Origin of the sequence: Pseudoxanthomonas sp. (assembly GCF_027498035.1) — a bacterium.
GTDB lineage: Bacteria > Pseudomonadota > Gammaproteobacteria > Xanthomonadales > Xanthomonadaceae > Pseudoxanthomonas_A.
The window spans coordinates 514,481-534,907 of the sequence record NZ_CP114978.1 but is presented as its reverse complement, the minus strand read 5'-3'; the positions used below and the strand labels follow the sequence as shown (position 1 = coordinate 534,907).

The following is a 20,427-nucleotide window of genomic DNA, read 5'->3' as shown; positions in this document are numbered from 1 at the left end:
CTCGTCGTTTCAGTTCAGCGCGACCATTGCGCGGTGTAGAGCTTCCAGTCCCCCTCTTCCAGGCGCCAGCCAGTGATGACCTGGTAGCCGCCTGCCTGGTCAGGAACCCAGCGCCCGCTGCCACCGGTCAGCAGCGCGCTGAAGCGCACCGTGGCGTGATCGCCCCGCAACGTCACGTCCAACGGGCCGATCGTCGCTCCAATGTCGGCATTGGCCAGGAACTGCACGCGCAGCAGGTTGTGCAGTGCCTCTCGATCCATGCCGCCATCGCCGGAAAAGTCATCGGCCACCCGGTCCATCACCTCGCCAGGCTGGCGGTCCTGGATCGCCGCCTGCATGGCCGAAATATCGGCACGCAGGCGGGCCTCGGGGGCTGGCCGGCTGCAGGCGGCCAGCGTCAACAGTGACAACCCGGCCAACAGCACCATGCGGACACGTATTGAAAGATTCCGGTTTGTGCTTCCTGCCGGTATGCTCATCGCCACATTTTTCAGGGGGACGCCGGATCCACCGGCGGCGCCCGACCTTAGCACCCTGGGAGGGGCAGACAAGATGACGCAAGACCGGCCATGGTTTGCCAGCTATCCCAACGGCATCCCGCGCGAAATCGACGTCGAGGAATTCCGCTCGGTCGCCTCCGTGCTGGAAACGGCCATCGAGAAATTCCGCGAGCGCCCGGCGTTCTCCAACTTCGGGAAGGTCCTCACCTACGCGCAGATCGACGTGCTGAGCCAGCAGATGGCCAGCTACCTGCTGCATGAGCTCAAGCTCAAGCGCGGCGACCGCGTCGCGGTGATGATGCCCAACTGCCTGCAGTACCCGATCTCGATCTTCGGCATCCTGCGCGCCGGGCTGACCGTGGTGAACGTCAACCCGCTCTATACCGCCCGCGAACTGCACCACCAGCTGGAGGATTCCGGCGCCGCGGCACTGATCGTGATCGACAACTTCGGCGACACCGCGGCCGAGGCGCTGGCCGGCTCGCAGGTCAAGCACGTCATCACCACGGCGCTGGGCGACATGCTCGGCTTCCCGAAGGGTCCGGTGGTCAACTTCGTGCTGCGCTATCTCAAGAAGATGGTGCCGGACTACGAGATCAACGGCGCGGTGCGTTTCCGCGACGCGCTTGCCCTGGGCAAGGGCAAGCCGCTGCCGAAGCTGGACATCCGGCCCGAGGACATCGCCTTCCTGCAGTACACCGGCGGCACCACCGGCGTAGCCAAGGGCGCCATGCTGACCCACCGCAACCTGGTGGCCAACATGCAGCAGGCCTCCACCTGGATCGGCGTCAAGGCGCGTCCAGGCGAGGAATACATCATCACCGCGCTGCCGCTGTACCACATCTTCGCGTTGACGGCGAACTGCCTGGTCTTCATGAAGCTTCGGCGGCCTCAACCACCTGGTGACCAATCCGCGCGACATGAAGGGCTTCGTCAAGGAGCTTTCCAAGGCGCCGTTCACCGCCATCACCGGCGTCAATACGCTGTTCAACGGCCTGCTCAACACACCCGACTTCGACAAGATCGATTTCAGCCGCGTGCACCTGACCCTGGGTGGCGGCATGGCCGTGCAGCGCGCAGTGGCAGACCGCTGGCAGCAGGTCACCGGCGTCACCCTGGTCGAAGCCTACGGCCTGACCGAGACCTCACCGGCAGCCTGCATCAACCCGATCGACCTGGCCAGCTACAACGGCTCGATCGGCCTGCCCGTGCCGTCCACCGACTGCTGCCTGAAGGATGACGACGGCAACCTCGTGCAGGCTGGTGGCGATGCGGTCGGCGAACTGTGCATCAAGGGCCCGCAGGTGATGAAGGGCTACTGGAACCGTCCCGACGAGACCGCCAAGGTGATGGATGCCGATGGCTGGCTGCACACCGGCGACATGGCGCGCATGGACGAGAAGGGTTTCTTCTACATCGTCGACCGCAAGAAGGACATGATCCTGGTGTCCGGCTTCAACGTGTATCCGAACGAGGTCGAGGACGTGGTCGCAGGCATGCCCGGCGTGCTGGAAGTCGCGGCGATCGGCGTGCCGGACGAACGGTCGGGCGAAACAGTGAAGATCTTCATCGTGCGCAAGGACCCCAACCTGACCGTCGAGCAGGTCAAGGCCTTCTGCCGCGAGAACCTGACCGGCTACAAGCAGCCGCGCCACGTGGAATTCCGCACCGAACTCCCCAAGACCAATGTCGGCAAGATCCTGCGCAAGGATCTGCGCCAACAGGAAAAAACCGCGCACTGAGCCGGACTCGCCCTACCCCCGGCGATGCGCGGGCGTTCCGTTCAAACCGGGGAATCATGCCGGGCGAAGGAACAGGTGACGAGAAGTGGATCCATCTTGTGTGACGTACGTCACAACAAAAGCGGAATCAGAAGAAGCGCCATAAGTCATTGACTTATGGCGTTTTTTTTGAAGATTTCGCTCCTTGGTTCAGGTGTAGGATCGGCTACGCGACGACCCCCGGCGTAGCGCCTCCCTTCGATACCCCCAAGGACCGCCCCAATGAACACCATCGAAAAGCTTCACCGCGCGCGCGATTTCAACACCATCCGCACCGAGTCCTCGCCCGACAACAATTGCCACTGGCTCTACATGCACCACGACGCGCCGGCAGGGGCCCGTCCGTGCTTCCGTCCCGAGTTGCTCGAGGAAATGTGGGGTTTCACGTCCTCCATCACGTCCAGCAGCGCGCACGAGCGCCAGGCAGGACGCCTGCGCCACTTCGTGCTTGCATCGGAAGGCTCCGCGTTCAACCTGGGCGGCGATCTGGAGCTGTTTGGCCGACTGATCCGCAGTCGCGATCGCGAGCACCTGCTGCAGTACGCACGTCGCTGCGTCGATGGGGTCAACATCCTGCAGACCGGGCTGGGTGGTGACGTCCGCACCATCGCCCTGCTGCAGGGCGATGCATTGGGCGGCGGCCTGGAAATGGCGCTGGCCTGCCACACCATCGTCGCCGAGGAAGGTGTCGAAATGGGCCTGCCGGAGGTGCTGTTCGGCCTGTTCCCCGGCATGGGCGCCTACTCGTTCCTGTGCAAGCGCGTGTCACCACAACTGGCCGAAAAGCTGGTGTTGGACGGGGTGATGTACAAGAGCGAGGACATGTACCGCATGGGCGTGGTCGACATCCTGGTCGGCAAGGGTCAGGGCGTCGCAGCCGTGCAGGACCTGGTCCGCCAGCAGCAGCGGGCCCCGCACGCCCATCTTGCGATGAACCAGGTGCGCAACATCAGCCAACGCGTGAGCTACGACGAGCTGATGGACATCACCGAAGTCTGGGTCGACACCGCACTGGCGCTGGGCGACAAGTCATTGCGGATGATGGAGCGGATCGTGCGCGCCCAGGAGCGCCGCTCCGCCGCGCGCGCCGCCTGAGGGCCAGAAGAGCCCGCGCGAATCGCGGCTGGGTCAGAGCGATTCGTTACGGCTCTCGCGTGCCTGCTGCAGTTTGTTCCTGTCCCGGATCTCCAGGGCCGTGCGCGCGTGTGCGAGCTCGGCCTTGATGACCGCCAGACGCGTCCGCCATTCCTGCGATGCCTGCCAGTCGCTCAACCGCATCAACTCGCCACTACATGCGGCCAGTCGGCTCAGGCCAAGGTTGCTCGACACACCCTTCAAGGCATGCGCATGGTCACGGATGCTGTCTGGCTGACGGTGTTCCATCGCATCGGCCATGGCGGTGATGCAGCGTTCGGCATCGGACAGGCACTGGCTGATGAACTCGCGCTCGAACGCCTCCCCCATGCCCAATGCGCCGAGTTCATCGAGCACACCCGGATCCAGGATCTCGTCATGCGGGATCTGCACCGTTGGCCGTTCCAGCTGCTGGCGCATGGGCGCGGCGAACCTGGCGTTGCCCGCGATTTCAGCCAGCACGTCCAGTAGCCGCACGGCCACGACCGGCTTGGCCATGAACGCACGGGCACCGGCCTGTTCACAGCGACTGATGGATTCGGGCGTGACGTCGGCACTGAGCACGATCACCGGCGTATCCGGGCTGCCCCCCGCCTGCATCACGCGGAGCTGCTTGAGCAGGTCGAGGCCGCTGACGCCGGGCATGTGCAGGTCGATGATCACCGCGTCGTAGTCAGACACTTCCAGCGCATCGAGCACTTCTTCACCGCCACCAACACAGGTGATCCGGTGCCCGGCCTTCTGCAGCAGGCGCTGGACGACCATGCGATTGGCCTCGTGGTCGTCGGCCACCAGGATCTGCATGCTGCGAACCCGGGCCCGATGGCGCAGGAACGGATCGGAAAAAGCGATGACGTTTTCCGGGATATCTTCCACCGCCTCCAGGATGGACGGACCGCGTGCGGTGGCGGCCGGGCTGCCCTCGACTGCCTTGAAAGGCAGCTTGACCCAGAACGTGCTGCCCAGTCCCATCTGGCTTTCGAAGCCGATGGTGCCGCCCATGGCTTCGACCAGGCCACGCGCGATGGTCGTCCCCAGGCCAGTCCCCCCGTAGCGGCGCCCCAGGCTGACGTCGGCCTGTTCGAACGCATCGAACAAGCGCGCCTGCAGCCGCGCCGGGATGCCAATGCCGGTGTCGATCACGGTGAAGGTCAGCATGGACGAGGCGAGGTCGGCGCCCTGCTCCATCGAAACATGGATCCGCACGCCGCCACGCTCGGTGAACTTGACTGCGTTGCCGACCAGGTTGATGAGGATCTGGCGCAGATGCCGCGCATCGCCGAGCAGTTTGTGCGGGACGTCGGGGGCGATATCGACCACGTAGTCCAGGTGCCTGGTCCGCGCCTGCGGTTGCATGATGAAACCGACATGCTGCACCAGCTCGCGCGGCGAGAATTCGGTTTCATCCAGGCGCAGCTTGCCGGCCTCGATGGCCGAGATGTCCAGCACGTCCTCGACCAGGGCCAGCATGCTGCGGGTCGACGCCTGGATGGTGGCCAGGCACTCGCGCTGCTCGGTATCCAGCTGGGTCGTGCTCAACAGGTCCGACATGCCCGACAAGCCGTTGAGCGGTGTGCGGAACTCGTGGCTCATGTTGGCCAGGAAGCGACTCTTGGCCTCGTTCGCGCGCCGCGCCTCGGCCGTGGCGCTGGTCAGTTTCCTGAGCAGGCCCGACAGGTAGAGCGGGATCGCGATCAGCCCGACCCACAAGCCGAGCGACAGGCTCATGTTGTCCAGCCAGAAATCGTTGGTCACGATGACCGCGCCGAAACCGGCACAGCCCATGGCGATGGCGGCGATCAGATAGCGACTGCCGAAGCGCAGGCCGTTGCCGATGGTGACCCACATGACCAGCACGTACAGCCAGGCCAGCGGTTCGCCTTTCATGGCCATGGCCGAACACATCAGGCCGTAATCGGTCAGCATGCCGGCCGCGCGGCGGATGTCCGAACGCCCCGGCTGGCTGAGGATCCAGAGGAAAATGATCGCACCGCTAGCCACGCCCATCAGGCTCATGACCAGCGACTCAACGTAGACCTGGGGTTCCAGGATCCTGGCGGCTGCACAGGCCAGCAGGTAAACGATGACGCCGCTGAAGATCAGGATGCGGATCAGGGCCTGGCCGTGCTCGCTGTCCTGGCGCAGCGCCAACCGTTCACTGATCCTGGCCAGCATCGCGCCCATGGTCTACTCCAGTCCCGGCCGGGCCTGTAACGTGGAATAACGTTCGCAGATGGTGTCCAGCCGCTCGCGGCCACTGAACAACGCATCGACGCAGACCGGATCGAACAGGCGGCCGCGCTGTGCATACAGATAGGCCAGCGCAGCATCGCGGGTCCAGGCCGGCTTGTAGGGACGGGCCGAAATCAGCGCATCGAACACGTCGGCGACCGCGACGATGCGGGCTTCGATCGGAATCTGTTCGCCACGCAGGCCGTCGGGGTAGCCGCTGCCGTCGAAGCGCTCGTGGTGGCGCAGCGCGATGATCGCGCCGATCTGGATCAAGCGGTTCTGGCTGCCGCTGAGCAGTTCGTGGCCGATCCTGGGATGGCGACGCATGATCGCCAACTCGTCTTCGTCCAGGGGGCCCGGCTTCATCAGCACCGCGTCGGGAATGGCGATCTTGCCCATGTCGTGTAGCGGCGCAGCCAGCTCGATGGCACGCACGTCTTCTTCGCTCATGCCCAGTTGTTCGGCCACCAGCGCGGCGATGCGCGACATGCGCTCCAGGAACGCACTGGTGCCACTGTCGCGGTATTCGATGGCCCGGGCCAGGCGCGAGAGCGTCTCGCGCTCGCGCTCTTCCACCTCATGCATGCTGGACAGCAGGCGCTGCTCCAGCGACAGCGCACGCTGCTTGATGTTCTCGGACTGCTGGCGAAGCTGCAGCAGGTTGCGGCAACGGGCGCGCAGTTCGCGCGGACGCACCGGCTTGACCAGGAAATCGATGACGCCCGCCTCCAGCGCGGCCTGGCGGATCGGCTCGTCGCCAACCACGGTGATCAGGATCACGGGAATGTCGCGGTGCATCGGCAGGCGGCGGAAACGACGGGCGAATTCCAGCCCATCCATGCCCGGCATGCGGTAATCCAGCAGCAGCAGGTCGGTGCGGTTGTTGCTGCACCAGTCCAGGGCCACCTGGGGATCGCCAAAGTCATGAACGGCCAGCTCCGTGGCGATGTCCTCGATCACGTGGCGCAGCATCGTGCGCGCTGACGCCTGATCGTCGACGATGACGATGTTCAATTCGCTACCTGCACCATTGGGCCAGTGCTGCTGGTCCGTTGGTGAGGAGACCGCGGTGAAAACGCGGCTGGGCGTAAGCATATGACGCTACCTCTCGGGGGAAAGCGAGGCTGCACGGGGACTATAAGGGAAACACCGGGGATGGCGACCTGGACAACGACGGCCCTCCCACGGTACGCCGGAATGTCAAGCACGAAACATGCCACCTATGCTCACCATGCCGACGGCCTGCACCAGGCCGCCGGATCGCCTGTCAATCCATACGCAAACCGCATGAAAACGGATGGATCCGGCCGCCGGCCTCCTTCGGTCACGCTGGACTATCCAGCCCCGCGCCAGCCCCTGCCATGCGGGAAAGGGGGCGGCTGTTGCCCCCATACGTCACTTTTCAACCCTGCGCTTCGGGGCGCATGTACGGGAACAGCAGGACGTCGCGGATCGAGTCGACCCCGGTCAGCAGCATCACCAGGCGGTCGATGCCGATACCCAGGCCACCAGTCGGGGCCATGCCGTATTCCAGGGCGCGGATGTAGTCGGCGTCGAAATGCATGGCTTCGTCGTCGCCCCCGTCCTTGGCTTCGACCTGGGCGCGGAAACGCGCGGCCTGGTCTTCCGGGTCGTTGAGCTCGGAGAAGCCATTGGCGATCTCCTTGCCGTTGATGAACAGCTCGAAGCGGTCGGTGTAGCCGGCCTCGGTGTCGCTGGCGCGGGCCAGCGGCGAGACTTCGACCGGGTGGTCGGTGATGAAGGTCGGCTGGACCAGGGTGTGTTCGACCGTGGCCTCGAAGATCTCCAGCAGCAGCTTGCCCCAGCCGTAGGACGGCTTGACCCGGATCTTCAGGCGCTCGCAATGGGCCAGCAGCGCAGCGCGGTCGGTGCAGTCGGTGGCGGAAATTTCCGGGTTGTAATGACGCACCGCTTCATCCATGCGCCAGCGGCGAAACGCCGGGGCCAGGTCGATGTCGGCACCGTCCCAACGCGCCTGGGTGGTGCCCAGCACCGACAGCGCCGCGTCGCGGATCACGTTTTCGGTCAGGTCCATGATCTCGTGGTACGTGGCGTAGGCCTCGTACAACTCCAGCATGGTGAATTCCGGGTTGTGTCGGGTGGACACGCCTTCGTTGCGGAAGTTGCGATTGATCTCGTACACGCGCTCCAGGCCGCCCACGACCAGGCGCTTGAGGTACAACTCGGGCGCCACGCGCAGGTACAGATCCAGGTCCAGCGCGTTGTGGTGGGTGGTGAACGGCTTGGCCGTGGCGCCGCCGGGGATGTAATGCATCATCGGCGTTTCCACTTCCAGGAAGCGGCGCGCGTCCAGCCAGGCGCGGATGGCGCGGATGATCTTGGAGCGCTTGATGAAGACCTCGCGCGCCTCCGGCGTCACGATCAGGTCAACGTAACGCTGGCGGTAACGCTGCTCCACATCGCTCAGGCCATGCCACTTGTCCGGCAGCGGGCGCAGCGACTTGGTCAACAGGCGAATGGCCGTGGCCTTGACCGACAGCTCGCCGGTCTTGGTCCGGGTCAGACCGCCTTCGACGGCGATGATGTCGCCTACGTCCCAACCCTTGAACGCGGTATAGGCGTCGCCCAGCACGTTGCCCTGCAGGAACAGCTGGATGCGACCGGACTCGTCCTGGATCTGGGCGAAGCTGGCCTTGCCCATCACCCGCTTGGCCATCAGGCGGCCGGCCATTTTGACGTGGCGGTCCAGGCCTTCGAGCACTTCGGCGGTAAAGGTCTCCGCGTCGGCGAATTCGACCTGCAGGTCACCTGCGACTACGTCACGACGAAAGTCGTTCGGGTAGGCGATGCCCTGCCCGCGCAGCACATTGAGTTTTCCGCGACGCTCGGCGATGAGGCTGTTCTCGTCGACGGGAGGCTGCGGCGCGGCGGGCTGTTCGGTCATGGCGATGTGGGGATGTTCTTGTCTATGGGAGTGGATATTCAAAATGCGCACCCGGAATCCAGGCGCGCTGGCTCAGGCGTCGATGCGTTTGGCGCCGGCTTCCAGGCCGGATTTCAGGCTGGCCTCGACGAACTCGTCCAGGTCGCCGTCCAGCACCTTCTGCGTATCGGAACGCTCGATGCCGGTGCGCAGATCCTTGATGCGGGACTGGTCCAGCACGTAGTTGCGGATCTGGCTGCCCCAACCGATGTCGGACTTGGTGGCTTCCAGCGCGTTCTTCTCGGCATTGCGCTTCTGGATTTCCAGCTCGTAGAGCTTGGCGGCCAGCATCTTCATCGCGTTGTCGCGGTTCTGGTGCTGGCTGCGGCCGGTCTGGCAGGCCACGACCGTGTTGGTCGGGATGTGGGTGATACGCACCGCCGACTCGGTCTTGTTGACGTGCTGGCCGCCGGCGCCGGACGAGCGATACACGTCGGTACGCAGGTCGGCCGGATTGATGTCGATCTCGATGTTGTCGTCCACCTCCGGCGAGACGAACACCGAGGTGAAGCTGGTATGGCGGCGGTTGTCAGAATCGAACGGCGACTTGCGCACCAGCCGGTGCACGCCGATCTCGGTCTTGAGCCAGCCGTAGGCGTACTCGCCCTCCACGCGCACGGTGGCCGACTTGATGCCCGCCACTTCGCCGCCGGAGACTTCCATCAGCTCGGTCTTCCAACCGCGCGATTCGGCCCAGCGTAGGTACATGCGCAGCAGGATTTCGGCCCAGTCCTGGGCCTCGGTGCCGCCGGCACCCGCCTGGATGTCGACGAAGGCGTTGGTGTTGTCCATCTCGCCGGAGAACATGCGCTGAAATTCCAGCTTGTCCACGCTCACCGCGATGCGGTCCACGTCGGCAACCACCGCCAGCGCGGTGTCCTCGTCGCTTTCCATCTCGGCCAGTTCCAGCAGCTCGCCGGCGCCGACCAGGCTTTCGGTCAGGTCGCGGATGCCGTTGACGGTCTTGTCGAGCAGCGAACGCTCGCGACCTAGCGCCTGGGCGCGCTCGGAGTCGTTCCAGACATCGGGGTTTTCGAGCTCGCGCTCGACTTCTTCCAGACGCTCACGCTTGGCGTCGTAGTCAAAGAAACCCCCTAAGCGACGCCAGCCGTCCGGTGAGTTCGGCGATGCGGTGGCGGACGGGATTGAGTTCGATCATGGGTTGCGGCAATTGAAGGCAAGAGCGCAATTCTAGCAAGTCTGCCCGGTCCAGCCCGGATCGCCGCTCCGGGGCACCAGCGCCGCCGGCGCTCAGGCCAGTTCGCGCAACGCGGCCCGATAGCTGCGGCTGCACGGCACGGCGGTGCCGTCGTGCAGGTGAACGCGGGCATCACCGCTGTCCAGCGGTTCGATCGACGCCACCTGCGACAGGTTCACCAGGTAGCTGCGATGCACGCGGACGAATCGCTGGGGGTCCAGCCGCGCCTCCAGCCCGGCCAGGGTGCTGCGCAGCGGGTAGTCGTGACCGCGCACGCGCAGGTTGACGTAGTTGCCCGAGGCCTGGACCCATTCGACATCGGCCGTAGCAACCAGGAAGTCGCGGCCCAGCTTGCGGATCAGGAACCGCTCCGGGCGTTCGATCGATTCGACGGCGGGGCCTTCGTCGGGCGCAGCCAGCAGGAGCGCCTCGCCCTTGCGCCGCCTGTCGAACCAATCCACGAAGTGGGCCAGGGTCACGATCAGGAAGAATGTCCGCGCGTCCTTGAGGTATTCGTAGGTGTAGCGCGTCAGCAGCGAAGCATCATCGTGGTAGTGGAAGCCGCGCAGCCAGTACACCCACTCGCGCAGCCAGAACATGCTGCTAACGTGCACGATGGACCAAGCCAGGCTGCTCGCCAGGTACAGCGGCAGGCGCCGGCGCCAGGTATCGGCATGCAGCGGCCAGCGTTCACAGGCCCACAGCAGCAGAGGCAGGGTGACCAGCACTATCCCGTTGCTGGTGAGCTCCCAGGTCATCGGCTCCCACAGGTGCAAGTCGTGGCCGTTGCGCCTGGCATCCATCAGCGCGGTCAACGCATTGCCGATCGTGGACACCAGCAAGGAGACTCCCCAGAACAACCACTCGCTCCAGCGCCGGCGGCGTGGATTCAGGGCAGGCGCGACAGCTTCGATGGGAGGATTGGACATCCGCCGATGGTAGCCAGCGCGAACGGCATGCGGCATGTGGCCTCGGTCATGCACCGCAGGCGAAGGCGGTGCCTGCAGTGTGCTGCTAGCTGCGCATCCACGCGCGATACCGACTGCGAGGCCCGCACGCTGTCGCCCCCATTCGTCCCTGCCCGCCCACGGTTGGTCACATCCTTCGGCCGATCAGTCACTTGGCGCTCGCGCATCGGGTGAGCGCACCGCAGGTTGGCCACCGTCCCTTTGCCAGAACCGACCATGCCACGTCGCCACGACATCGATGCCCTGCGGGTCATCGCCTTCGCGCTGCTCATCCTCTATCACTGCGGCATGGTCTACGTGGCCGAGTGGACCTACTTCAAGAGCAGTTACATCACCGAATGGCTGCAGTGGCCGATGATCGCGATGAACCGCTGGCGGATGCCGCTGCTGTTCATGATTTCCGGCGTCGCCATCGGGCTGGCGAAGGTGGAACAGCGCCGCTGGCGCTTTGCCGCGCTGCGCACCTGGCGGCTGCAGGTTCCACTGTGGTTCGGCATTTTCGTGGTCGCCGCGTTCCAGGTGTATTGCCAGGGCCGCGCAGACGGGCACCTGCCGCCTGGAATGTGGGACTTTATGGCGCGCTACTGGCAGCTGGACCCCGGCGTGGGCGGCTTGACCTGGGCGCACCTGTGGTACGTGGCTTACCTTTGGCTGTATACGATGCTGCTGATCGTGCTCATGCCATTGCTGCGGCGGCTGAGCGACGGGCTGCTGCGACCCCGTTCGCCGCGTACGACCGCCTGGCTGCTGACCTTCGTGCCGATTGCCTGGCTGGCGTGGGTGCGCCTGGTGCTGGCACCGCGCTATCCGGAAACCCACGTCCTGTCCGGCGACTGGACGGTGCATGCCGAATCGCTGCCACTGTTCCTGCTGGGTTACCTGCTGTCAGCAAGCCCTTGGTTCTGGTCATGGGTTGAACGCCTGCGCTGGCGGACCCTGCGGATCGCAGGCATGGCGATCATGATCGAGCTGGCGCTGCGCTGGCTGGGACGGTATCCGCCGCACGAGCCGATGCCGGCCTGGGTGATGCACGTACCTTGGTACGGGGTCGAGCGCATGGCCCGCGTGACTTACACCTGGATGGCGCTGCTGGCCATCTTCGGCTGGGCCCGTCGATGGCTGGACCGACCCTTCCGCTGGCTACCCTACTGCATCGAGGCCGTCTTCCCCTGGTACATCCTCCACCAGACCCTGATCGTCGCGCTGGCCTATTGGCTTGTGCCACAACACCTGGGCCCCGTTCTGGAACCAGCCCTGCTGATCGTCGGCACCGTGGCTGGCTGTCTGTTGTTGCATGAGCGCCTGATCCGGCGTGTCAGGTGGCTGCGGCCGCTGTTTGGACTGAAGGCCAGGGCCCGTCCACGCCAGTCAGCCGCTGCCGCTCGACGGCACCGGCGGCTGGACATGATCCCCTCTCGGGATGAGTCACGACCCGAGTGCACGCTTCGACCGTCCGCTGCCCCCTCCCAAGAGCCATCGCTATGACCTCGATCCACCTCATGCCCCCCCATGCCCGGCCGCGCAGCGCGCTCCCGATCCTCATCCTGCTTGCCCTGCTGCGTCTGGCACTGCACATCTGCTTGAACGGTCATTATGGATTCCACCGCGACGAACTGCAGGTGCTCGATGACGCGAGGCACCTGGACTGGGGCTATGTGCCGTATCCACCGCTGGTGCCGTTCCTGGCTCATCTGGAACTGGCGGTGTTCGGGTCTTCACTGAGCGGCTTCCGCGTCGCCGCCGCCATCGCGCAATGCGCGGTGATGGTGCTTTCTGGACTGATCGCACGGGAGTTGGGCGGCCGCCGCCTTGCCCAGGTGGCCGCGGCGGTTGCCACCGCGTGCATGCCCTTCAGCCTGCTAATGAGCAGCATGTTGATGTACAGCGGACTGGACCTGCTATGGGGCGTTGCGGCGGCGTGGCTGATCCTGCGCTTGGCCAATGGCGCCGATCTGCGCTACTGGCTGCTGCTGGGCGTGGTCTTCGGCCTGGGCCTGATGACGCGCTACACCATCGTGCTATGGGCAATCGGCCTGGGCGTCGGGGTGTTGGCCGGACCGCTGCGGCCCCAACTGGGAACACGCTGGCCATGGCTGGGCGTGGGCGTGGCGTTCGTGCTGTTCCTGCCGAACCTGGCCTGGCAGGTCCGCCATGATTTCATCTACCTGGATTTCGTCGCCCACATCCACGCGCGCGATATCAACCAGGGGCGGACGACGATGTTCCTCCCTGAGCAGCTGTACGCCAGTGCCAGCGTCTTCACACTTCCGATCTGGCTGGCCGGGCTGGCTTTCGTCGCCTTCGCCAGGAGCATGCGGCCCTATCGGGTGCTGGCGTGGCTATACCTGGTGCCCTTGGCGTTGTTCACGCTCACCCGTGGGCGTGGCTACTACATGGCGCCGGGGTACCCCATGCTGCTGGCCGCAGGCTGCGTGGCGATCGAGCAGTGGCTGTCGCATGTCTCGCTGCTGCGTGCGCGGCTGTTGCGCGCCACGGTGGCCTTGCTGCTGGTGCTTGGCCTGTTGCTGGGTGCGCTGGGGACGCTGCCGGTTGCACCTGTCAACTCGTCCGTCTGGCGCTTCTCGCGCGGACTCCACGACACCTTCGCCGAACAGATCGGGTGGCGTGAACTCGCTGAACGCGTCGCGCGCATCTATCGCGCGTTGCCGGCGGACGAGCGCGCTCGGACGGTGATCCTGGCCAACAACTACGGCGAGGTCGGCGCGATGAGCCTCTATGGCCCGGCACTGGGGCTGCCGCCGGTGATCAGCCGGACCAACAGCGCCTGGTATCGCGGCCCTGGCGAGCCGCCGCCACGCGTGATCATCGAACTGGGCAACACGGCCGAAGACGAGCGCGGCTCGGTCGCCCGCTGCATCTCGCAGGGCCTGTTCCGCAACCGCGAAGGCGTGGACAACGAGGAATCCGCACGCGGCTACGAGATCTTCGTCTGCCGCGACATCCCGCCGATCTCGCCACAGATCTGGGGCACAAAACCTCGCTTCGGCTGATCCTGCGTACGCTTGGAATGGATGTGGGAGCCACTTCAGTGGCGATGGAGCTTTTCCGGATGAGGCTTCACTGGCGATGCCTCATCGCCACTGAAGTGGCTCCCACATCCACAAGCACCGCAAGGTCCTGCCGAAGCCCTTCAGGCCAGCGCAGGCTGCAGGTGCTCCACGATCAGCTGGATCGCATCGCCGCCGCGGTAGTCGTCCGGCGACAGGCGGTAGGCGATGTGCACGCGGGCCGGCGGCGCTTCGGGCTTGAGCCCGTTGAAGTGGATGGCGTTGAGCGGCTGCGCGCGTTGTGGGCAGCGCAGCACCAGCTTGAGGTGGCGCTCGCCCACCGCGCGCCAGTCCACCACTTCGAACGTGCCGTCGAACAGCGGCTCGGCGAAGCCCTGCCCCCACGGCCCGCCATCGCGCAGTGCTTCGGCGTGGAAACGGTCGAACTCATGCGGCAGCAGTTCGCCGTCGCTGAGCAGTTCGGCCTGCAGCATGGCGTCGTCGAGCGCACCGGCCGCATGGGTGCGGAACGCTGCCTCGAACGCCGGCAGGTTGGCCAGCTCCATGCTCAGGCCGGCAGCCATCGCGTGCCCACCGAATTTCTGCATCAGGCCCGGATGCCGTGCATCCACCGCCGCCAGCGCATCGCGGATATGGAAGCCGGGAATCGAACGCGCCGAACCCCGCAGCGCGGTGCTGCCAGGCTCGGCCGGGGCGAAGGCGATCACCGGGCGATGCACGCGGTCCTTCATCTTCGAGGCGACCAGCCCGACCACGCCCGGATGCCAGTCGGCGTCGAACAGGCACACCGCCAGCGGCACATCGCCATCCAGCGCGGCCACCTTCGATAACGCCAGCTCGGCCGCATCGGTCATCTGCTGCTGCACGCCGCGACGCTCGGCGTTGATGCCGTGCAGGATGCCGGCCATCTCGCGCGCCGGCGCGTCCTCGTCGCAGAGCAGGCAGGCGATGCCCAGCGCCATGTCTTCCAGGCGGCCAGCGGCATTCAGGCGTGGCGCGATGGCGAAGCCGATATCCGAGGCACTCAGGGTTTCCGCGCGACGGCCACAGACTTCGATCAAGGCACGAAGTCCTGCACAGCCCTGCCCCGCGCGCAGCCGGCGCAAACCCGCCGAGACCAGCGCCCGGTTGTTGGCGTCCAGCGGCACCAGGTCCGCCACGGTGCCGACTGCGACCAGATCCAGCAGCGTGGAAAGGTCAGGCTCGGGCGCGGGCAACATGCCACTAGCGCGCAGATTCCTTCGCAGCGCTAACAACACGTAGAACATCACGCCGACGCCAGCCAGCGACTTGCTCGGGAAGTCGTCGCCGGCCAGGTTCGGATTGACGATGGCGTGCGCCTGCGGCAGTGCCGGACCTGGCAGGTGGTGGTCGGTGACCAGCACCTGCCAGCCCAGCGCACGCGCCTGGGCGATGCCGGCATGGCAGGCGATGCCATGGTCCACGGTGACCAGCAGTTCGGGCTTGAGTTCGGCCAGTTCCGAAACCAGCGAGGGCGACAGGCCGTAGCCATGGGTCACCCGATTGGGCACGGCCGGGCTGACATGGCGCGCGCCCAGCATCACCAGTCCGCGCACCGCCACCGCGCAGGCAGTGGCGCCGTCGCAGTCGAAGTCGCCGACCACGACGATATGGCGGTCGTTGGCGATGGCATCGGCCAGCAGCGCGACGGCTGCGTCCATGCCGGACAGCAGTTCCGGCGCGTGCAGCTGGGCAAGCCGCGGGCGTGCCTGGCTTTTATCCAGTGCGCCGCGCCCGGCGTACACACGCTGCAGCAGCGGCGACATCGATGCCGGCCACGTACCGGAACCGCTCGAGGTGCGCCGGGTAATGCGTGTGAGGTGGCTCATGCGTCCAGGCGTGCCAGAGCACGACGCCAGACGCGCCAGCGCTGCCCGGCTTCCAGCACCAAACGCACGCCGTCCTGGAAATCCAGGACCACGCGTGACAGTTCGCCGCGGCGCAGTTCGGCCAGCAACGGGGTCAGCGCGTCGTCGGTGAACAGCTGCAACGAACGCAGGTGGCGCAGGTCGATGAGCGCATCGACTTCGCCTTCCACCTGGTCCGGGACACCCGCCAGCAAGGACAGCGCCCGCACGATGTCATCGCGGCTGCGCACCTGGCGGAACGGCGTGTTCACGACATCGGGCAAGCGGCCCGCACCCCAGAACCACAGGCCATTGACCGCAGGCTTGCCCTCGGACACGCGCCTGGCATTCCACGGGTGCTGGTGCAGGGTGACCTGGACTTCGGTGAACAAGGCGCGCCAGCGCCGGCCGGCATCGCCCTGCGGCAGATGACCGAACAAGTCATCACCCACCACGTCGTCGGGCGAGGCGAACTCCGGCAGCGGCGCGTCGGACGACAGCCGCAGATACCAGCGCGCCGGCTCCGGTGCATCGAGGACGAAGCCGGCATCGCCGAACAGTGGGCGCAGCGCCGGCAGCAATGCGTCGACGTCTTCCATCGTCAGGCCCAGCGCGGGCCCGTGTGCGAGCAGGCGCGCGCCCATCATGTCCGGCGCAAGGAACGCAGGATCGGCCCGCAGCCAGCGCGCATCCGCCGCATCGCCCGCGTCGAGCTGGCGGGTCAACGCCGCGACCGGCCAGTGGTCCGGGCTCAGCTGGAACTGGCGACGCAGCTGCTCGCGCTCGCCTGCGTCACCCGCTTCACGATCCGCCCGGGCCAGCGCTCGGCCGGCTTCGGGACTCAGGGTGCCGGCAAGCTGGGTGCGTGCCGGCAGCAGCAGCGTGGCCGACGCCATCCCGGTGCGCGACTCAGGCGCCGTAGGAGACGCTGATGATCTCGTACTCGTGCTCGCCGGCCGGGGCCTGGATGACGACGCTGTCGCCTTCGTTCTTGCCGATCAGGGCACGAGCGATGGGCGAGGAAATCGCGATCAGCGAGCGCTTGATGTCCGCTTCCAGATCACCCACGATCTGGTACTTCTTCTCTTCGTCGGTGTCGACATCGGCCAGGATGACGGTCGCGCCGAACACCACGCGCGTACCGGCGTTCAACGCCGCCACGTCGATCACTTCGGCGGTGGACAGCTCGGCTTCCAGCTGGTTGATCCGGCCTTCGATGAAGCCCTGCTGCTCGCGCGCGGCGTGGTACTCGGCGTTTTCCTTCAGGTCACCGTGTGCACGCGCCTCGGCGATGTCGGCGATGACCTGCGGACGCTTGACCGACTTCAGGTGGTCCAGCTCTTCGCGCAGGCGCACTGCGCCCTGCTTGGTAATGGGGGCTCTCATGCTTGCAACTCCTTGTGCAGTTCCTGCAGCGCCAGGACCGGGCCGGTGCCACGGAACTCCAGCGAGTTCACCAGCGCACGCGCGCCAGCGATGGTGGTGGAATACGTCAGGCGCTGCTGCAGCGCCTCACGACGGATGGAGAACGAATCGGAGATCGCGCGGCGGCCTTCGGTCGTGTTGACGATATACACGATCTCGCCGTTCTTGATCAGGTCGACGATGTTCGGGCGGCCATCGGTGACCTTGGCCACCAGTTCGCATGCCACCCCATGCTCGCGCAGGAACGCCGCGGTGCCGGCGGTGGCCACCAGGGTGAAGCCGCGCTCGACCAGGGCCTGGGCCACCGGCAGCACGCGCTGCTTGTCCGGGTCGCGGACCGAAACGAACGCCTTGCCCGGCGCCGGCGCCTTGATGCCGCCGGCTTCCTGCGCGCGCGCCATGGCCGCGCCGAAGCTGCGGCCCACACCCATGACTTCGCCGGTCGAACGCATCTCCGGCCCGAGGATCGGATCGACGCCCTGGAACTTGGCGAACGGGAAGATCGCTTCCTTCACCGAGTAGTAGTCCGGCACGATTTCCTTGGTCGCGCCCTGCTCGGCCAGGGTCTTGCCGGCCATGCAGCGGGCGGCGATCTTGGCCAGCGCCATGCCGGTGGCCTTGGACACGAACGGCACGGTGCGCGAGGCACGCGGGTTCACTTCCAGCAGGTAGATGGTGTCTTCGCCGTCGTCATTGGTCTGGATGGCGAACTGGGTGTTCATCAGGCCGACCACATTCAGCGCCTTGGCCAGCTCGATCACCTGGCGACGCAGCTCGTCCTGGGTCTTGGCCGACAGCGAGTACGGCGGCAGCGAGCACGACGAGTCGCCCGAATGCACGCCGGCTTCCTCGATGTGTTCCATCAGGCCGCCGATCAGGGTCGCGCCGGTACGGTCGGCGATCAGGTCCAGGTCGACCTCGACCGCATTGTCAAGGAAGCGGTCCAGCAGCACCGGCGACTCGTTGGACACCTTGACCGCATCGCGCACGTAGCGCGCCAGGTCCGATTCGCCGTAGACGATTTCCATCGCGCGGCCGCCCAGCACGTAGCTCGGGCGCACCACCAGCGGATAGCCGATCTCGCGCGCCAGCAGCAGCGCTTCCTGGTCGTTGCGGGCGATGCGGTTCGGCGGCTGCTTCAGGCCGAGCTTGTCGACCAGCTGCTGGAAGCGCTCGCGGTCCTCGGCCAGGTCGATGGAGTCCGGACTGGTGCCAATCACCGGCACGCCGTTGGCCTCCAGCGCACGCGCCAGCTTCAGCGGGGTCTGGCCGCCGTACTGGACGATCACGCCCTTGGGCTTTTCCAGCTCGACGATGGCCAGCACGTCTTCCAGCGTCAGCGGCTCGAAGTACAGGCGGTCGGAGGTGTCGTAATCGGTCGACACGGTCTCCGGGTTGCAGTTGACCATGATGGTCTCGAAACCATCCTCGCGCAGCGCCAGCGCCGCGTGTACGCAGCAGTAGTCGAACTCGATGCCCTGGCCGATCCGGTTCGGACCGCCGCCCAGGATCATGATCTTGTCGCGATTGGTCGGGTTGGCTTCGCACTCGTCCTCGTAGGTCGAGTACATGTACGCGGTGTCGGTAGCGAACTCGGCCGCGCTGGAATCCACGCGCTTGTAGACCGGCTTGACGCCCAGCGCCTTGCGCAACACGCGCACGGCGGTTTCGTCGGTGCCGGTCAGCTGGGCCAGGCGTGCATCGGAGAAACCGGCACGCTTGAGCTTGCGCATGCGCGCCTTGTCCAGCGAACCCAGGCCTTCGGCCGCCACGCGGGCCTCGTCCTTCATCAGGTCTTCGATCTGGTCCAGAAACCACGGATCAATAAACGACAGCGCATGGATCTCTTCCACGCTCATGCCGGCACGGAAGGCATCGCCGACGTAGAACAGGCGCTCCGGACCCGGGGCCTTCAGCTCACGGCGCAGCGAGGCCATGTCGTCTTCATTGCCCAGGTCCAGGCCGGTCGGGTCCAGGCCGACCTTGCCGGTCTCCAGGCCACGCAGCGCCTTCTGCAGCGATTCGGAGAACGTGCGGCCCATGGCCATCACTTCACCGACCGACTTCATCTGCGTGGTCAGGCGCGAATCGGCCTGCGGGAACTTCTCGAAGGCAAAACGCGGGATCTTGGTGACGACGTAGTCGATCGACGGCTCGAACGACGCCGGGGTCAGGCCGCCGGTGATTTCGTTCTTCAATTCGTCCAGCGTGTAGCCGACGGCCAGCTTGGCCGCGACCTTGGCGATCGGGAAACCGGTGGCCTTGGAGGCCAGCGCCGAGGAACGCGACACGCGCGGGTTCATCTCGATCACCACCACGCGACCGTTATGCGCGTTGATGCCGAACTGCACGTTGGAGCCGCCGGTGTCCACGCCGATCTTGCGCAGCACCGCGATAGAGGCATCGCGCAGGCGCTGGTATTCCTTGTCGGTCAGGGTCTGGGCCGGGGCCACGGTGATCGAGTCACCGGTGTGCACGCCCATCGGGTCCAGGTTTTCGATCGAGCACACGATGATGCAGTTGTCCGCCGTGTCGCGGACAACTTCCATCTCGAATTCCTTCCAGCCCAGCACCGACTCTTCCACCAGCACTTCGTGCACCGGCGACAGGTCCAGGCCGCGCTTGATGATCTCTTCGAACTCTTCGCGGTTGTAGGCGATGCCGCCACCGGTGCCGCCCAGGGTGAAGCTGGGGCGGATGATCGTCGGGTAACCAACCTTGGCCTGGATCTCGACCGCCTGCTCGAACGTGCGGGCCACTTCGGCCTTCGGGCATTCCAGGCCGATCTCGGCCATGGCCACGCGGAACAGCTCGCGGTCCTCGGCCATCATGATGGCTTCGCGCTTGGCGCCGATCAGCTCGACGTTGTACTTCTCCAGCACGCCGTTGTCGGCCAGGTCCAGCGCGCAGTTCAGCGCGGTCTGGCCACCCATGGTCGGCAGCAGCGCCTGCGGCTTTTCCTTGGCGATGATCTTCTCGACCGTCTGCCAGTTGATCGGCTCGATGTAGACGGCGTCGGCCATCTCCGGGTCGGTCATGATCGTGGCCGGGTTGGAGTTGACCAGGACCACGCGGTAACCCTCTTCGCGCAGCGCCTTGCACGCCTGCGCGCCGGAGTAGTCGAACTCACACGCCTGCCCGATCACGATCGGGCCGGCGCCGATGATCAGGATGGTCTGGATGTCGGTGCGCTTTGGCATGTCTTCCCTCAGTCAAGTCGGTCTGGTCGCGCGAAAGTCGCGCGCCCGTGAATCTGGTCGGTGATGCCCGCTGAAACTGCGCGGACATCACCTCAGGACGCGCCGCGCTCAGGCGGCACGAGGCACG

General features: G+C 65.9%; 13 protein-coding genes and 1 pseudogene. 4 read left to right on the top strand and 10 right to left on the bottom strand.

Going from position 1 to position 20,427, the window contains the following annotated elements:
- Positions 1–14: 14 nt before the first annotated feature.
- Entirely contained in the window at positions 15–428 is a 414-nt protein-coding gene (locus tag O8I58_RS02490) for a nuclear transport factor 2 family protein (RefSeq protein WP_298320396.1), read from the bottom strand.
- A 124-nt stretch (positions 429–552) separates the two neighbouring features.
- On the opposite strand from O8I58_RS02490, the pseudogene O8I58_RS02485 reads away from it, so the two are divergent.
- Together O8I58_RS02485 and O8I58_RS02480 are read left to right on the top strand one after the other, a co-directional pair.
- Positions 553–2,242 (top strand): annotated as a pseudogene (locus tag O8I58_RS02485) (long-chain fatty acid--CoA ligase).
- A 261-nt stretch (positions 2,243–2,503) separates the two neighbouring features.
- Positions 2,504–3,376, top strand: a complete 873-nt coding sequence (locus O8I58_RS02480; protein ID WP_298320394.1) for a crotonase/enoyl-CoA hydratase family protein — start codon at positions 2,504–2,506, stop codon at positions 3,374–3,376.
- A gap of 33 nt (positions 3,377–3,409) precedes the next feature.
- On the opposite strand, the gene O8I58_RS02475 is transcribed toward O8I58_RS02480, so the two are convergent.
- From O8I58_RS02475 to O8I58_RS02455, 5 genes are all read right to left on the bottom strand, one after another.
- Positions 3,410–5,599, bottom strand: coding sequence for an ATP-binding protein (locus O8I58_RS02475; RefSeq protein ID WP_298320392.1), 2,190 nt, complete (start codon positions 5,597–5,599; stop codon positions 3,410–3,412).
- A gap of 3 nt (positions 5,600–5,602) precedes the next feature.
- Positions 5,603–6,619 (bottom strand): HD-GYP domain-containing protein, encoded by a 1,017-nt coding sequence (locus tag O8I58_RS02470; RefSeq protein ID WP_298322673.1) that lies wholly within the window; start codon positions 6,617–6,619, stop codon positions 5,603–5,605.
- Positions 6,620–7,049: 430 nt separating this feature from the next.
- Complete coding sequence (gene lysS, locus O8I58_RS02465; protein WP_298320390.1) at positions 7,050–8,573, bottom strand: lysine--tRNA ligase; 1,524 nt, start codon at positions 8,571–8,573, stop codon at positions 7,050–7,052.
- Positions 8,574–8,645: 72 nt separating this feature from the next.
- Positions 8,646–9,771 (bottom strand): peptide chain release factor 2 gene (gene prfB, locus O8I58_RS02460; RefSeq protein ID WP_298320388.1). Its coding sequence is split into 2 segments (ribosomal slippage): positions 8,646–9,695 and positions 9,697–9,771, totalling 1,125 coding nucleotides; the frame shifts between segments, so codons are not numbered across the junction.
- Positions 9,772–9,863: 92 nt separating this feature from the next.
- The gene (locus O8I58_RS02455; RefSeq protein ID WP_298320386.1) at positions 9,864–10,739 is read right to left on the bottom strand and encodes a LytTR family DNA-binding domain-containing protein; all 876 of its coding nucleotides are present in this window, start codon (positions 10,737–10,739) and stop codon (positions 9,864–9,866) included.
- A 255-nt stretch (positions 10,740–10,994) separates the two neighbouring features.
- Between O8I58_RS02455 and O8I58_RS02450 the strand changes: the two genes are divergently transcribed.
- Together O8I58_RS02450 and O8I58_RS02445 are read left to right on the top strand one after the other, a co-directional pair.
- Positions 10,995–12,263, top strand: a complete 1,269-nt coding sequence (locus O8I58_RS02450; protein WP_298320384.1) for an acyltransferase family protein — start codon at positions 10,995–10,997, stop codon at positions 12,261–12,263.
- Between the two features lie 14 nt (positions 12,264–12,277).
- Positions 12,278–13,789, top strand: a complete 1,512-nt coding sequence (locus O8I58_RS02445) for a glycosyltransferase family 39 protein (RefSeq protein WP_298320382.1) — start codon at positions 12,278–12,280, stop codon at positions 13,787–13,789.
- A gap of 140 nt (positions 13,790–13,929) precedes the next feature.
- Here the strand turns inward: O8I58_RS02445 and recJ are convergent, their stop codons facing one another.
- From recJ to carB, 4 genes are read right to left on the bottom strand one after another with little or no spacing between them, the layout of a single operon-like run.
- Positions 13,930–15,657, bottom strand: coding sequence for a single-stranded-DNA-specific exonuclease RecJ (gene recJ, locus O8I58_RS02440; RefSeq protein WP_298320380.1), 1,728 nt, complete (start codon positions 15,655–15,657; stop codon positions 13,930–13,932).
- A complete protein-coding gene (locus O8I58_RS02435) occupies positions 15,654–16,571 on the bottom strand; it encodes a phosphoglycerate mutase (RefSeq protein ID WP_298320378.1) in 918 nt (305 codons plus the stop codon). The genes recJ and O8I58_RS02435 overlap by 4 nt, the downstream gene beginning before the upstream one ends.
- Positions 16,572–16,584: 13 nt before the next feature.
- Positions 16,585–17,061, bottom strand: a complete 477-nt coding sequence (gene greA, locus O8I58_RS02430) for a transcription elongation factor GreA (protein ID WP_298320376.1) — start codon at positions 17,059–17,061, stop codon at positions 16,585–16,587.
- Positions 17,058–20,300: a carbamoyl-phosphate synthase large subunit gene (gene carB, locus O8I58_RS02425; protein WP_298320374.1), complete on the bottom strand. Its 3,243-nt coding sequence runs from the start codon at positions 20,298–20,300 to the stop codon at positions 17,058–17,060. The genes greA and carB overlap by 4 nt, the downstream gene beginning before the upstream one ends.
- Positions 20,301–20,427: the final 127 nt, after the last annotated feature.